The organism is Anaerolineales bacterium, from assembly GCA_015075625.1.
Lineage (GTDB): Bacteria > Chloroflexota > Anaerolineae > Aggregatilineales > UBA2796 > UBA2796.
On record JABTTZ010000001.1, the window covers coordinates 663,536 to 678,368 of the forward strand.

At 56.2% G+C, this 14,833-nt stretch carries 12 protein-coding genes and 1 tRNA gene; 11 read left to right on the top strand and 2 right to left on the bottom strand.

Annotated features, from left to right (window positions below):
- Positions 1-585: 585 nt before the first annotated feature.
- The 3 genes from HS103_02795 to HS103_02805 all read left to right on the top strand — a co-directional run bounded on the left by HS103_02795 (position 586) and on the right by HS103_02805 (position 5,577).
- Positions 586-1,551, top strand: a complete 966-nt coding sequence (locus HS103_02795) for a hypothetical protein (GenBank protein ID MBE7511731.1) — start codon at positions 586-588, stop codon at positions 1,549-1,551.
- Positions 1,552-1,724: 173 nt separating this feature from the next.
- Positions 1,725-3,686 (top strand): ABC transporter ATP-binding protein, encoded by a 1,962-nt coding sequence (locus HS103_02800; protein ID MBE7511732.1) that lies wholly within the window; start codon positions 1,725-1,727, stop codon positions 3,684-3,686.
- Entirely contained in the window at positions 3,676-5,577 is a 1,902-nt protein-coding gene (locus HS103_02805; protein ID MBE7511733.1) for an ABC transporter ATP-binding protein, read from the top strand. Before HS103_02800 ends, HS103_02805 begins: the two co-directional genes overlap by 11 nt.
- A gap of 264 nt (positions 5,578-5,841) precedes the next feature.
- Here HS103_02805 and HS103_02810 read toward each other — a convergent pair whose 3' ends face one another.
- Positions 5,842-6,225 (bottom strand): response regulator, encoded by a 384-nt coding sequence (locus HS103_02810; protein ID MBE7511734.1) that lies wholly within the window; start codon positions 6,223-6,225, stop codon positions 5,842-5,844.
- 278 nt (positions 6,226-6,503) lie between these two features.
- Here HS103_02810 and HS103_02815 point away from each other — a divergent pair, with 278 nt between their 5' ends.
- The 8 genes from HS103_02815 (at position 6,504) to HS103_02850 (ending at position 13,535) form a co-directional block, all read left to right on the top strand.
- Entirely contained in the window at positions 6,504-7,391 is an 888-nt protein-coding gene (locus HS103_02815) for a zinc metalloprotease HtpX (protein MBE7511735.1), read from the top strand.
- A gap of 34 nt (positions 7,392-7,425) precedes the next feature.
- A complete protein-coding gene (locus tag HS103_02820; GenBank protein ID MBE7511736.1) occupies positions 7,426-9,117 on the top strand; it encodes a carbon-nitrogen hydrolase family protein in 1,692 nt (563 codons plus the stop codon).
- Positions 9,118-9,174: 57 nt separating this feature from the next.
- Positions 9,175-9,714, top strand: coding sequence for a PadR family transcriptional regulator (locus HS103_02825; protein MBE7511737.1), 540 nt, complete (start codon positions 9,175-9,177; stop codon positions 9,712-9,714).
- Positions 9,715-9,748: 34 nt separating this feature from the next.
- Positions 9,749-10,549 (top strand): molybdate ABC transporter substrate-binding protein, encoded by an 801-nt coding sequence (gene modA / locus HS103_02830; GenBank protein ID MBE7511738.1) that lies wholly within the window; start codon positions 9,749-9,751, stop codon positions 10,547-10,549.
- 1 nt (position 10,550) lies between these two features.
- Positions 10,551-11,240, top strand: coding sequence for a molybdate ABC transporter permease subunit (modB, locus tag HS103_02835; GenBank protein MBE7511739.1), 690 nt, complete (start codon positions 10,551-10,553; stop codon positions 11,238-11,240).
- A gap of 75 nt (positions 11,241-11,315) precedes the next feature.
- Positions 11,316-11,396 (top strand) — tRNA-Leu (locus HS103_02840).
- 132 nt (positions 11,397-11,528) lie between these two features.
- Positions 11,529-12,656 (top strand): glycosyltransferase family 1 protein, encoded by a 1,128-nt coding sequence (locus HS103_02845; protein MBE7511740.1) that lies wholly within the window; start codon positions 11,529-11,531, stop codon positions 12,654-12,656.
- A 135-nt stretch (positions 12,657-12,791) separates the two neighbouring features.
- Positions 12,792-13,535 carry an FHA domain-containing protein gene (locus tag HS103_02850; GenBank protein MBE7511741.1) on the top strand — a complete coding sequence of 248 codons (744 nt, stop codon included), beginning with the start codon at positions 12,792-12,794 and terminating at the stop codon, positions 13,533-13,535.
- A 123-nt stretch (positions 13,536-13,658) separates the two neighbouring features.
- Here HS103_02850 and HS103_02855 read toward each other — a convergent pair whose 3' ends face one another.
- The gene (locus HS103_02855) at positions 13,659-14,639 is read right to left on the bottom strand and encodes a complex I NDUFA9 subunit family protein (protein ID MBE7511742.1); all 981 of its coding nucleotides are present in this window, start codon (positions 14,637-14,639) and stop codon (positions 13,659-13,661) included.
- Positions 14,640-14,833: the final 194 nt, after the last annotated feature.

Consider the following 14,833-nt stretch of genomic DNA (forward strand, 5'->3'; position numbering starts at 1 on the left):
CTTTCAAGCCCCGAAGGGGTGGCTGCTTTCAGCCCGCCGCTTTAGCGGCGGGATCATGCGCACGTCCGCCTGTTCATCTTAGTACCTAGCCACAGTGATTTCTAGAAGAATCCCTATCCCCCCCGGTTGCTGCGTAGCAGTCGCCTTTCCCCGCTTGCAGGGAAAGGGGGTGAATTCCTTCCCCTTTCCGTTTACGGGGAGGGGTGAGGGGTGGGGTTGTTGGGTCAGTCTATCTCTCCTTATCTGTGTGGCGCACCTCTCGTTAGGTTTGGGCAAAAGGAATGGGGCTATTTGGCGATTGCTGTTCGTGATCACTTTACGATCTATCCCCACACACACCTATGATAGACTGAGTGAACATATTCATCTGAGGAATTACCTTTTGAATGAATAATTCATCTTACGCAAGCAGTGCATTTCTCCCTGAGATTAGCCGCATAAAAAGGTGGGGACGGGCAGCGCCCATCGCAAAGAGAAGCCGCCCCCTCAGCGCGCAGCGGGAGAGGGGGTTAGGGGTGAGGGTCTGTGCGTAAGGTGAGTGAATAATTTTTCCTTGCGGACTGGCTTGAGGGGAAGGGAACTACGATGTCCCATACACCGCCAATCACACGGGAAGGGTTTACCTTTCGGCAAATTCTCGTTATCTTGATTCTCATCGCCACCCTTTTTGCGGTGCTCCTCTTAGCCATTCGACGGGGCTACCTCCCCGCGCCCAACATGAACCGCCTAAACCTCGGCACAGGCGCACCACAGGGTCCGCTCAACATCCCCTTGCAAGCACCGCAAGATTTCGATGGAAAATCGAAACAAGCTATTTGGCAAATTCGTCGCGCTGCGGTGGAATCCCGTCCCGACCTTTTGGCAGCACCCTACACCCCAAGCGATGCCGTCTTTGGGCAGGTTGAAGATGGGCTGCCCTGGTGGGGCATGTCCGGTCAGTTCTACTATGGGGCGGGGATGCGCAGTATCGAAGGACCCTCTGAGGAAGCACGCTTTTTGCTCAACCCCTACCTCTTGGTGGCGGCAGATTTTTGGGGACTCACCCAACAATCGAATCCGGGTTGGAATTTGGCAATGATCAAAGACTCCTACGTAGATCGTCCCAACTTCCCGCTGATCTGCCAGCCACAAGGTCTGCGGTGGTATCCAAGCGAGCGCCGCGCCGAAGTCACCTACGATGTGTCCGGCTGCATGACGGCACTCAGCTATTGGGCAACCGCCCCCCTCACCCTCCAAAATATGCCTTTTGACCTGATCGCCTATAACGCCCGCGACCTGAATCTGAATTACCTGTTCCTCGCGCTCAATGAATCCCCTAACCTGAGCCACTACGAACCAATAGGGACGCCCTTTTACATCACCCATTTTTTGCATCGTGGGGGAAGCTGTGGCTATCCGGGCGGCTGCAACAACATGAGTCCATCCACGCCAGAGATCAGTTATTACACGATCTTAGCACTCCCCGCCCAAGCCGTGATTTACCTTTGGCAAGAAAATCCGGGCAGTGTTTTTCAAACGGCGGACATGCGTTTCCTGATCCATTTTCGTTAAGGCGCGGGGGATATATAACAGGATTTTCCCCCACCAAGAAAATTCCCCTCCAACAGGGTAAATTCGTATTATGAAGGTAATCGCATAAGCCAAAATTTGACCTATCCTGAGCTTTCTTAACCTCAAAAACCCCCTAGACACAAAATTTGTTTTGGTGTACAGTACACCTACCGATGGAATCTCCCCGTGGGTGTTTTTTATGTCTAAAGGCATGGAGGCATGTCGTCTTGACCGCTGTGGCAAACGCTCCCTTACCGGGATCACCTAACCTAGAGCCAACCGAAACGCCCGCCCGTCGTGGGTTTTTGGCGCGTTGGTTCGATTCTGAGACGCGCATCTATCCGCCTTATGACATTGCCAAGGCGGTGAGCGACAAGCAGCTTCGTGGGCTGTGGCGTCTTTCAAAGGGCTTCCGTCCCACTTATGTGGGCGCGGCGGCAAGTTTGGCTATCGCCTCAACATCGCGGGCGTTCGCCTTCCTCTTTTTGGCGCACGTTGTCGATAACGTCTTGAGCGGACCGCTGGAAAGTCTGACGCTCCCGCTGATCGCCCTTATCTTCTTGGTGTTGGCGGCGGGCGAAGGGGCGTTCACCTTTCTGAGCGGGCGCTTGGCAGCACGCACGGCAGAGGGCATCACCTGGCGGCTGCGGAACTATATCTTTGATCATGTGCAGCGGCTCACCTTCCGCTACCACAGCAAAGCGCAGACGGGCGACCTGATCCAGCGCTCCACCTCCGATGTGGACGCCATCCGGCGCTTCTATGCCGACCAAGCAATTGGTCTGGGGCGCATTGGCTTGCTATTCGTGGTGAATGTGATCGCCCTGATGAGCTTAAACGTGCCGCTGACGCTCATCTCGTTGATCGTGATTCCGGCGTTGGTCGTCCTCTCGCTGATCTTCTTCCGCAAGATTGGGAAGGCGTATGAGGCATACCAAGAAAAAGACGGCGTGGCATCGACCATCCTCCAAGAAAACCTGAGCGGTGTCCGCGTCGTGAAGGCGTTTGCCCGCCAACGCTATGAGGAAGGCAAGTACGACAAGGCAATTTATGATCGCTTCAAAGAAGGGCGAAAGCTGCTCTTGCTTCATGCCGCATATTGGCCCACCACCGACGTTCTGTGCGGGATACAAGTGGCAGTGGGATATTTCCTCGGCGCAAGCATGGCGATCAGCGGAGAGATCACTGTTGGGACGTACATCGCCTATGTTGGTCTGATCTGGCAGGTGATCAACCCGCTGCGCAACTTGGGGCGGATTATCGTTGCCATGAGCGAAGGCGGCGTCTCTTACAAGCGCATCATGGAGATGCTCAAGCAAGAACGCGAACCGATTATGGAGGGTATCTACCAACCCGAAGAAAATCTGCGCGGCGAGATCATCTTTGAGGACGTTGGCTTTGAATACGAGCCGGGGCAGCCCGTTGCCGAGGGAATCAGTTTTCACGCCAAACCGGGGCAGATGATCGCCTTGATGGGATCAACCGGATCGGGAAAGACCTCGCTGATGGGCTTGCTCCCGCGCTTTTATGACTACAGCAGCGGGCGGATCACGCTGGATGGGGTGGAACTGACCGACTACAGCCGAGATTACCTCCGCCAACAGATCGGGATCGTGGAACAAGAGCCGTTTCTATTTTCCCGCTCAATCCGCGAGAACATCACCTATGGCGTTCGGCGCGAGGTGACCGAGGAGGATATTCATGAGGCAGCGCGGGCGGCAGCCGTCCACGATGTAATCATGGCGTTCCCCGATGGGTACAATACGATCATCGGAGAAAAGGGCGTGACACTCTCTGGCGGGCAAAAGCAGCGCGTCGCTATCGCCCGTACCCTGTTGAAAGACCCGCGTATCCTGATCTTGGACGACGCCACATCTTCGGTGGACACCGAGACCGAGGCAACCATCCAAGAGGCGCTCGAACGGTTGATGCGCGGGCGGACGAGTTTCGTCATTGCCCACCGCATCCATACCGTCATGGATGCCGACCTGATCCTTGTCTTGGATAAGGGTAAGGTGGTGCAGGCAGGCAGCCACGAGGCGCTGTTGGCACAGCCGGGCATTTACCGTCAAATCTACGAGGTGCAAACCCGCATCGAATTGGAATTGGAAAGGGAAATCGCCAATGTCGGATAGTCATCAATTCGAGGAACAAGAGTTCAGCACGAAATTCGATGGAAAGATTCTCCGTCGGATTGCCGGGCTGGTCACCCCGCATTGGCGGTGGGTTGTCGGCTTCCTCGTCAGCATCGCCCTTGTCAGCGGCATCGAGGCGTACTTCACCTACCTGAATAAGCGCATCATTGACGAAGGGATTATGACCGGCAACCGCGATCTGGTTGGGTCGTTCGCCCTTCAATATGCCTTGCTCATGTTCTTCTTGGCGGGCTGTGTGATCGTGTTCATCTCGTTGGCGGGCATCTTGGGGCAGCGTGTAGAGTATGAACTGCGGGGGAAGTTGTTCAAACACCTCCAAACGCTTTCCCTGAGCTACTTCAGCAAGACACCCGTCGGCTGGATCATGTCCCGCGTGACGAGCGACTCGGAACGCATTTCGGAACTCGTCACCTGGGGGCTGTTGGACGTATCGTGGGCGGTGATGAACATCCTCACCTCGCTCTTTTTCATGCTCACCATCAGTTGGCAGTTGACCCTCGTCGTGTTTTTGGTGCTGCCTGTGTTGGTTCGCGTGGCGGCGTGGTTTCAAAAGCGCATCCTCACCGAATACCGTGATGTGCGCAAACAAAACAGCAAGATCACCGGCGCCTACAACGAGAACATCACCGGTGTACGGGTGGTGAAGGCACTCCGCCGCGAGGAAAAGAACCTTGAGGAATTCGGCGTCCTTACCAAAGGGATGTACCGTTCGTCGTTCAAAGCGGCGTGGCTCTCGGCGCTCTTTCTCCCTGCGGTGCAGATGCTCAGTGCGGCGGCGCTAGGGGCAATCGTCTGGGTGGGCGGGACGCAAAACCAACAAGGCTTGATCACCGTCGGTGGGATTCAAGCCTTTGTCAGCTATGTGTTCTTTATGTTGTGGCCCGTTGCCGACCTTGCGCGGGTCTATGCCCAGATGCAGCAGGCGCTTGCCTCGGCAGAGCGGACATTCTCCCTTGCCGATGCTGTGCCGGAAGTCTCGGATACACCCAATGCGTATGACCCCGGCACCATTCAAGGCGAGATCGTCTTTGAGAATGTCAATTTCTGGTACGATGCCGATAAACCTGTCTTGAAAAACCTGAATCTGCGGGTGAAGCATGGCGAAACGATTGCCCTTGTCGGTCCGACGGGTGCGGGAAAGTCAACGATTGTGAATCTCATCTGTCGGTTCTACGAGCCGAAAGATGGGCGGATCACGATCAACGGGACGGACTACCGCGATTACAGCCTGCACGGGATACAATCGCGGATCGGGATCGTCCTTCAGACGCCGCACTTGTTCAGCGGATCGGTGCGCGAAAACATCCGCTACGGACGCCTTGAAGCGACGGATGCCGAAGTCGAAGAAGCGGCAGCAATGGCGGGAGCGCATGAATTCATCACGCGCTTGGCAAAGGGTTACGAGGAAGAAGTTGGCGAGGGCGGGAATTTGCTCTCTGTTGGGCAAAAGCAGTTGATCAGTTTGGCGCGGGCGATCTTGGCACAGCCGGAAGTGTTCGTCATGGACGAGGCAACCAGTTCCGTCGATACGCTCACCGAGGCGCTCATCCAACGCGGGATGGAAACGCTGATGCAAGGGCGGACGAGTTTCATCATCGCCCACCGTCTCAGCACCATCCGCCGCGCTGATCGTATCCTTGTCATTGAAGATGGGGGCATTGCCGAGCAAGGCTCCCATGCGGAACTGATGCGCCAGAAAGGGCATTACTACCGTCTGTATACGAATCAGTTCCGGCACGAGCGCGAAGCCGCCTACGATCCATTCAAGGCGGCGGCGGAAACGGTGGCAGTGGCGAAGGAAAGCGTGCCTGAACCGCACGATGAACGCGGTGAGGTTGAGTTGGAGGGTGTGGCAGCGTTAGGAAAGTAAAGCCCGCTCTACGGGGATAGCGGCTAAACGTCAGAGGGGGCTTTCGGGCGATCCGCGTAGGTGGTGCCTCTCGAAAGCCCTTTTTCTTGATCATAGACGTTACGCAGTTGCCCTCATCTCCCTACGACCCGCCCTCGGCGTGTACCCGCTTCTCTCACTGGGAGAAGCGGATATCTATGTTTAAGGGGGTTTCCCCCTCAAACGTCCCTTTTCGATCAATACAGGGTAAATACGCTCAACTGCCTAAGTTTTAGATCAGAGAGGTTACGCCTGTCCCGCCTGATTAAGAACATCCTCAATCAGACGGAGAAGGTTTTCGACAAAGAACGGTTTTTGCAGGATATTTGTTACGGGAATGCCGGCGCTCATTGCCACCGCAGTAGCATCCGCCGCGCCGCTCATCAAAATGAAGTTCAGCGAACGAACGTTAGGGTCAGCTTTCAACACCTTAAAGACCATATCCCCGTTCATGATTGGCATTTTCATGTCGCAGACCAACACATCAGGGCGGTAAATACGGTAGAGTTCTAGCGCTTTCATGCCGTCGCTCGCTTCGATCACCTCATAACCTGTTAGCGTGAGAAGTGTCTCTAAGCCAGCCCGTAGTCCAATGTCATCATCTGCCAGCAGAATTGTTTTTCGGTGCATGGATGATCCCCGCGCATACGATGATAAAATCGTAACAGAGGGACGTATGTTTTACGTCCTTCAATCGGGGGGTTTTTAGGCGTTCGATTGACCAGTTTTTCCCTAGCCTTTTGGCTAGTAGTCCACCACAGTGATTTTTAGAAGAACCCCTCACCCCCCTACCCCCTCTCCCGCGTAACAGGCTGAGGAAGCTGGGGGGTGAGGGTCTGTGCGTAAGATGCGTTAGAAAAATACACATAGGCAAGGGAGCTTAACCGGTGAATTCTTCAACAATCGGGATGGAATCAACCCTAAAAACAACGCTCTTGCTTGGTGGGCTAAGCGGTCTGCTGGTCACCATCGGATGGCTGCTCGGCGGGAATTATGGGGCATTTTTTGCCCTGATCTTCGCCGCCTTCACCAATCTTGGGGCGTGGTGGTTTAGCGATCAAATCGCGCTCTCCATGAACCACGCCCGCCCTGTGGATGCGGCGCAAAACCCCACCCTTCACCAGATGGTAGAAACGCTTGCCCTCCGCGCTGGAATCCCCAAACCGGGCGTCTATATGATTGACTCACCAATGCCCAACGCCTTTGCCACAGGACGCAGCCCGGAAAAGGGGGCAGTGGCAGTGACGACGGGCATCATGCAGGCGCTTGAGCCGGACGAACTGGCGGGGGTGATCGCCCATGAGCTTGCCCATATCAAGCACCGCGATACGCTGATTTCCAGTATTGCAGCGACGATTGCCGGCGCAATCACCATGCTGGCGCAAATGGCGCAGCACTCGCTCATGTGGGGCGGCATATCCAGCCGGCGGAGCAGCAGTGATAGCAATGGCGGAGCAGAGGCACTGCGGGCAATTGCGGCAATCCTCATGGTGCTGTTAGCGCCACTTGCCGCCGCAATCATCCAAATGGCGATCTCGCGGGCGCGGGAGTTCAAGGCAGATGCGGGTGGGGCAGAGATTATGGGCAACCCGCTCCCCCTTGCCGATGCCCTGATGAAACTGGAACGAGGGGTCAGCGCCACCGCCAACCAACCCCAACCAAGCGTGAATCCTGTCAGTGCGCCGCTGTACATTGTGAATCCCTTGCATGGCGGGACGATGCAGGCGCTCTTTAGCACCCATCCCCCAACAGCAGAACGGATTCGCCGCCTGAAGGCAATGGCAGGGCAAGCCTAATGATCGACAACCCAGCGAAAAGGAAACGTTCCTTATGCCTTTGATGCGTGCAGCGGCGGCGCAGTGTGATATTGGCACAAACCTTGATGAAAACCTTGCCACCTGTCTACGGGTGATCGACCTTGCTGCGCAAGAGCGCCCCGATATCCTTGTTTTGCCCGAATTTTGCAATCACCTCTCGTGGTATCGGGATCGCGATCACAGTTACCTTGTCGCTGTTGACTTGGAGGGAGAATTCCTCCGGCAGATTGGCGAGCGGGCGCGGCAGCACGGCATCTATGTGATGATCAACTGTACTATCCGCCGCCCCAAATGGGGGGAAGGCATGGTCAGCGGCACAAACATCCTCTTTGACTGTGATGGGCGCCAAATCGCCGCCTCCGATAAACAGGTCTTGATGGGCAGCGAAAACAACTTTCTGACGCCCGCCCGCGAAGTCTGCCCGATCCTTGCTTTACCCTTCGCCCGTGTCGGGATGTATTCGTGCATGGACGGCGTGATCTATGAGACGCCGCGTGGGTTGGCGCTGCGGGGGGCGCAGGTGCTGCTGAACAGCCTAAATTCCTTCGCTCTTGATGAGGCATCGCTCCACGTCCCCGTGCGGGCGGCGGAAAATCAGGTGTTCGTTGTCGCTGCGAATAAGATCGGGTGGCTTGTGCCGCCTGAACTTGCCCCAATGATTGCCGAACGGGTGAAGGTTGATCCGGCACATTTGCAGGGGGCGGGCGAGAGTCAGATTATCGCCCCTGATGGGCGCGTCCTTGCTAAAGCGTCGCATCACGGCGAAGCGGTGATCTGCGCCGAGTTTGACCCCGCTGAGGCGGACGACAAACGCCGCACCGATGGCACGCTGACCTTTGCCGCCCGCCGTCCGGCGCTTTATACCCCCTTGTGGGAAAAACCCACTCCGCGCACATGGCGGGAGAGTGCCAATCAGGTCACAGTGGCGGTCTACCAGCCGAAAACACGTGGGCAGCGGGCGCTTGATGAAACCGTCTTTGCCCTCAGCCAAGATAGCAGCGAACCCGCCTTGATTGTCCTTCCCGAATTATTTTTCCTTCCCGACCTGCTAGAGAATGTGGACAAGGCGCTGGAACGGACGGAGACCGCCCTTGAACGGCTGACACAGGCGATCCGGCGGCGGGCGACTCTGATCGCCTTGAGCGTCCCCGCCCGCGAGGGGGAAATGCTCATCCATCAGGGGGTGATCCTCGATAAAAACGGGATTCTGCACCGTCAGCCACAGATTCACCAGGGCGGGCGTCACGAGTGGGCGCAGCCAAGCGGCAGCGGCATCGGCTATCGGGACACCTCGTGGGGGCGGATCGCCCTCGTCGTGGGGGCGGATACGTTCTTTCCAGAGTCGTTCCGGCTGGCGGCATTGGCGCAAGCGGAGATTGTCGCCTGCCCAACGCGGCTGGTGGAGGGATGGGAATCAACCACCGGCTTGCCCGAACGTGCCGCCGAAAACCGCCTGAATGTGATCGCCGCTTCGTTCCCCTCCGCAGCGGGTGGGAGCGCAATTCACGCCGTTGGGCATGATTTCACTCTGTGGACGGAGTGGGCAACACGCCCCTTTGATGGGCATATCAGCCGCCCGATCACAACACGATTGGAAGGCGAAGGCGGTTGGCTGCGGGGGGCGGTTTACCCCTCTGCCGCGCATAACCGCATGGTTTCTCAAAAAACGGATGTCGTTGATGGGCGTCCCTGGTGGTTGGGCTAAGGGAAACGGTCTGGTGAACCGATGAAATAAACCCTATTCCATGATAGAATAGGTGACATGAGTTCACTGACACCAGATGAAACGATCTTGGGGCTGTTAGCAGTTCAAGCGCAGCATGGCTATGACCTGCTGGAATGCTTTCGCAGCAACCACCAGCTTGGGCGCGTGTGGTATTTAAGCACCAGCCAGATTTATGCCGTGTTGAAGCGCTTGGAACGTCAAGGCTGGATTGTTGGGCATGAAGTCGCCTCTGAGGTTGCCCCCACACGGACAGAATATAAGCTGACCAAAACGGGCGAAAAGCATCTGTATGACTGGCTCAATGATCCTCAACCCTCTGCCAGCATTCGCCGTATTCGGGTGGAGTTTCTCAGCCGTTTGTACATCCTGCGACAGTTGAATATCCCCACGAACACCGTTGTAGGTTATCAACGAGAGGCATGTACAACCCACTATGCCCACCTCGTTTCCGAACGCGATAACACCGAACATGGTATTGATGTGCTTGCTCTTGAATTACAGATCAGCCAGTTAGACGCCGTCCTGCGGTGGATCGAACGCTGTGAACACGTGACCTCTGAGCCGGACAATTCGTAAAATTTACCCGTTTTCAATCAAGGAATTTCCTGTTATGACGCTGCGCCGCATTGGTTTTCTCATCCTTGCCGTTCTCACGCTTACCGCTTGTACCAGCAGCGGAGCGCCAACCCCTACCCCACAGCCAACAGTAACCCTTACGGTGGCAGCGGCAGCATCGGTGACCCCTGCCTTTGAGGCATTAGGGATTCTGTTCACAAAACAAACGGGGATTGGGGTCGTATTCAACTTTGGCTCAACCGGGCAGCTTACTCAGCAAATTGAGCAGGGCGCTCCGGTTGATGTGTTTGCGGCGGCTGACCGCTCCCATATTGATGATTTAGCGCAAGCCGGATTAGTGATCCCCGATACGGTTGCGCTCTACACGCAGGGGCGGTTGACCCTATGGACACGCGCTGATAGCCCGCTGACGTTTACTACCCTAGGCGATCTGAACCGCGCAGAGGTAAAGCGCATTGCCATTGCCAACCCCGAACACGCGCCGTATGGTGTTGCGGCACGCGAAGCCTTAGAATCGTCCGGGTTGTGGGAAACGCTCCAGCAGAAGCTCATTTTAGGTGAGAATATCACTCAGACGCTGCAATACGCCGAAACAGGGAATGTCGATGTCGCTGTTGTGGCACTTTCGTTGAGTATTGCGGCGGGGGATGAAGGGCGTTATATCTTGATTCCGGCGGAGTTGCATAAGCCATTGGATCAGGCCTTAGGGGTGATCACCAGCACAACCCATGAGGCAGAAGCCCGGCAGTTTGCGCTGTTTGTGAACAGCCCTGAGGGGCGTGAGGTCATGCGGCGCTATGGGTTTACCTTGCCAGGGGAAGACCTGATTCAATAAGATGAATGGGCAACCTTTTTGGCTCTCGCTGCAAGTCACGGGCACGGCAACACTGGGAATTCTCATCATCGGGTTGGTGCTGGCGCTTCTGCTGGCGCGGGTGTCGTTTCGCGGCAAACTCATCCTTGAAACCATCATTTACTTGCCGTTGGTGCTGCCGCCAACAGTGGTTGGTTACTATCTGCTGTTTATCTTGGGGCGTGGGAGTTTCCTCCTTGAACAGTTGAAGATTGCCCTCCTGTTCACTTGGCAGGCGGCGGTGTTTGCTTCCATTGTCGTTGGCTTGCCGTTGATGGTGCAGACGGCACGTGCCGCGTTTGAGGAGGTAGACCCCGAAGTAGAAGGCGCGGCGCGTGTCGATGGCGCAGGGGAATGGCAGGTGTGGTGGTATGTCACGCTACCACTGGCACAGCGGGGGATTTTAGCCGGCGTGATTCTGAGTGCAGCGCGGGCGTTGGGGGAATTTGGCGCGACCTTGATGATCGCGGGGAATATCCCAGGGCGCACACAAACCCTCCCACTGGCAATTTATGATGCGGTGCAGGCACGGCGCTACGAAGATGCCAATGTCATGGTCATTGTGGTGACCTCGCTGGCATTTAGCGGACTCTGGTTAGTTTATCGGCTCGGAAAAGGGTCACAGAAACGCCAGAAACAACATGACAGTGCCAGAAACTACAGCGCGTCCTAATCATTCATAGGTGACATTCGCTTTTATCCTTACAAAGGATTGCGCAGCGGGGAATTCTTGATTAGAATACGGCGTGGGGCTGTGGCGAAATGGCAGACGCAGGGGACTTAAAATCCTTAGCCGAAAGGCGTGTGGGTTCGACTCCCTCCAGCCCTACTTTTATAAGCCAACCATTCCCTATTTTGTCGCCCTGTGCCTCTTTCAGCTGGCATCTCACAGCGACAATGCCCCACGTTTTTTGGCATCTTCGTGCCATTTATCCTCTAACACACGGGATCAAATAAAACCATGCGGGTTGCCATTTTCACAGAAACCTTTCTCCCCAAAATTGACGGGATTGTGCGGGTTGTCTGCACAACGGTGGAAAATCTTCGCCGTCGTGGGGTCGAGGTCCTGATTGTCGCCCCGGATCAAGGGACGCGAGAGTACCTCGGTGCGCGGGTAGTAGGTGTTCCCTGTGTGCGCAACCCTGTTTACCCCGAAGGGCGCTTGGGCTTGGCAACACCGCTCACCTACCGCGCTGTGCGTGCCTTTCGTCCTGACCTGATCCATGTCTTTCACCCCGCCCTCATCGGCATGGCGGGCGTCTTGTTTGCCAAGCAGATGAAGATTCCGCTGCTCACCTCATTTCATCTTGACTTGGCGCATATGCTGACCTTTTACAAGATGCACCTCTTGGGCGCGATCCTCAAAAAGACCATCCGGTGGGGCTTTAACCAGAGCGATTACGCCCTTGCTCCCTCGAAACTGATCCAAAAACAAATGGTTGCTGATGGCATCCACAATGTCGGGCTGTGGCGGCGGGGGGTCAACGCAAACCTCTTTCACCCCCGGTTTTGCGATGCCGAAACGCGAGCCGCGATCAGTGATGGACACCCTGAGGAGACGATCTTGCTTTATGCCGGACGCCTTGCTCCGGAAAAGCAGATTGAGCAGCTTCGCCCCGTTTTGGAACGTGTGCCGCGGACGCGCCTTGCCCTTGTGGGCGATGGTCCTCACCGCGCCGCGTTGGAGGCGCATTTTGCTGGATTGCCAGCAACCTTCCTCGGCTTTCGGACTGGGGAATCCCTTGCGCGTGTCTATGCCAGTGCCGATATGTTTGTTTTTCCCTCCGCCTTTGAAAGTTTCGGCTTGGTCATGCTGGAGGCAATGGCGGCGGGGATTCCTGTTGTTGCTTCACGGGTGGGCGGTGCGGGTGATATGATCGTTGAAGGAGAGACGGGGTATAGCTTTCCAGTGGACGATGTAGAGGGACTGGTGGTGAGCGTCCAGAATATTGTGAACAGCCCCGAAAAACTGCCCCAGATGAAAGCCGCCGCCCGTGTCATGGGCGAGCGATTCGCGTGGGAAACGATCATGGACGAACTGTTGGAGGGTTACGAAGCGCTTGTGCGGGGGGAAAAACCAGCGCTTTAAGGGCGGCAGCATGGCGGAGGCGAGGCGTTGGCGGAAGGTGAGTTGACAGTACCCCCAATTGCCCGTAGACTCCTAACCACGTACCGTGCCAATCAACATCAATTTCATACCCAAAAAACAAAGGGGGCAAGGTTTATGCAAGGCAGCGGCAGCTTTCGGCTGATTGTACGCCGGGGACCGCAACCCAATCAGGTCTACGAACTGAGCAAAGATGTCTCGACGCTTGGACGAGACATTACGAACGACATTGTGATCAACGATCCCGAAGTCAGCCGCCACCACTGTCGGCTCACTCGTGGCGGCGGCGGATACACAATGGAAGACCTCGGTAGCACAAACGGCACATTTGTGAACGGGCAGCGGTTGATGGGTGCGCGTCCCTTAGCACAGGGCGACCAAATTGGTCTGGGTGAAACAGTGACCCTTGCCTACGAAGCCGCCTTTGCCCCGGCAGATTTTCCACGTGCCGCCGCCTCACAGCAGCCCCCACCCTATCAACCCGTTCAGTCTGGGCAGCTTCCCCCCGCCCCACAACAGCCCATGCAGCCGCCCGCGCCGACGCTCCAAATGCCCCAAGCGCCGCAGGGGATGGGGCAAATGCCCCCTGCCCAAGCAAATTATCCAGGCGCCCCAGCGCAGCAGATGGGCGGTGGCTACCAACCCGCGCCGCCGGGCTATGCCCAACAACCCTATGGCTATGAGCCAGCGCTCAGCCAGAATCCCGGGTTAGGGCGGTGGTTTTTCATCGGCTGTGGGTGCTTGATTGTTCTCTGTGTTGTGGTGACGGTAATTGCTGCCATCTACATTGATACGAACGATCTCTATTGCAGCATCCCGCTTCTACGGGATGTGGTGGGGATTATTCGCCGCTGTCCGTAAGATTAGCCTGTGGGGTCACTATTGGTGGTTGATCTCGATGCTAAAGTACCGAGATCAACCGCCCCTTCGGGGCTTGAAGGCAATGGACTCCATCCCCTCTAGCGGCGCATATGATGCGCCCGATCAGTTCCCCATTGCCGCACGAATAACGGTGGATTCTTCGGTGTTTTTCCCGAAGAATTTTCTCAATGTGGTCAACGTATTGAACTGCCTCATGTACGCCAGATTCTCCGGGGTGAACGGCTTCGGCGTGATCCCTAGCCGCGTTTCAAGGGCGTTCTCTTTGCAGACGTTTGGGACTGCTAAAAGATCCAACAGGGTTGTGGAAACAGGCGGTTTGGGGAGGATCACCTGCATGAGAGCGACGGCTGGACGCAGCAGCCCCACCGGCAGTTTCACCCGCGCCCGGCGCGTGCCAAGCGCTTTCAAAACGCGCTCTACAATATCGCTATAGGTGAGAACTTCCGCCCCACCAAGTTCAAATTCAGCGCCAATGGTTGCTTCATCGTCAAGGCATTTCACAATCGCTTCGACCACATCGCCCACATAGACGGGCTGAAACTGCGCCTTACCATCCCCCACAATGGGGAAGATGAAGGGTGTCATTTTAATCAGCCGCGCTTGGACGTTGGCAAATTCATCTTGGGGACCCCAAATGACGGAGGGGCGAACGGCGCTCCAATCCAAGCCCGATTTCGCCACATACTCTTGGGCGCGTCCTTTGCTGCGCAGAAAGGGCGATTTCACATCGGCATACGCCCCGTTTTGGCACATGTTGATAAAGCGCCGGACGCCCGCCCGTTTTGCCGCCTCAACGATGTTGACCGTCCCCTGATAGTTGATCGCCTCGTAGGTGTTTTTCCCTTTTTCAATGGCGATAGCGACAAGGTGAATGACCGTATCGACGCCCTCCATCCACTCGGCAAGCGTTTCTGGGCGGGTGACATCCCCCTTCACAATTTCAACCTTCGTTTCAACGTCCTTTAGACGTTCCAACGCCTTGTTCACGCTGCCAACCATCGCCCGGACGGGTTTTCCCAACTGCACCAACCGCCGCACAAGGTTGTTTCCCACATACCCCGACGCGCCCGTGACCAATATCATAGGTAATTTCTCCTGTAATAGGGTGTGCCATTCATGCCCTCTAGGGACTATTGTAGGGAGTCTGTCTAGGGTTTGCCAAATCTCAGCGGGCTTTCACGGCGCGGTGCTGCCTTTACACCAAGTCCCCAGTGGTACAGCCCGCATCCCCCTCGCCCGCAGAATTTATCCCCTTTTCCCGTAGATAGATGAGGGGG

Bases quoted from the DNA above. Each gene is read 5' to 3' on its own strand.
- HS103_02795 (MBE7511731.1), top strand. From the start codon at position 586: ATGTCCCATACACCGCCAATCACACGGGAAGGGTTTACCTTTCGGCAA.
- HS103_02800 (MBE7511732.1), top strand. From the start codon at position 1,725: ATGGAATCTCCCCGTGGGTGTTTTTTATGTCTAAAGGCATGGAGGCAT.
- HS103_02805 (MBE7511733.1), top strand. From the start codon at position 3,676: ATGTCGGATAGTCATCAATTCGAGGAACAAGAGTTCAGCACGAAATTC.
- HS103_02810 (MBE7511734.1), bottom strand. From the start codon at position 6,225: ATGCACCGAAAAACAATTCTGCTGGCAGATGATGACATTGGACTACGG.
- HS103_02815 (MBE7511735.1), top strand. From the start codon at position 6,504: ATGGAATCAACCCTAAAAACAACGCTCTTGCTTGGTGGGCTAAGCGGT.
- HS103_02820 (MBE7511736.1), top strand. From the start codon at position 7,426: ATGCCTTTGATGCGTGCAGCGGCGGCGCAGTGTGATATTGGCACAAAC.
- HS103_02825 (MBE7511737.1), top strand. From the start codon at position 9,175: ATGAGTTCACTGACACCAGATGAAACGATCTTGGGGCTGTTAGCAGTT.
- modA (MBE7511738.1), top strand. From the start codon at position 9,749: ATGACGCTGCGCCGCATTGGTTTTCTCATCCTTGCCGTTCTCACGCTT.
- modB (MBE7511739.1), top strand. From the start codon at position 10,551: ATGAATGGGCAACCTTTTTGGCTCTCGCTGCAAGTCACGGGCACGGCA.
- HS103_02845 (MBE7511740.1), top strand. From the start codon at position 11,529: ATGCGGGTTGCCATTTTCACAGAAACCTTTCTCCCCAAAATTGACGGG.
- HS103_02850 (MBE7511741.1), top strand. From the start codon at position 12,792: ATGCAAGGCAGCGGCAGCTTTCGGCTGATTGTACGCCGGGGACCGCAA.
- HS103_02855 (MBE7511742.1), bottom strand. From the start codon at position 14,639: ATGATATTGGTCACGGGCGCGTCGGGGTATGTGGGAAACAACCTTGTG.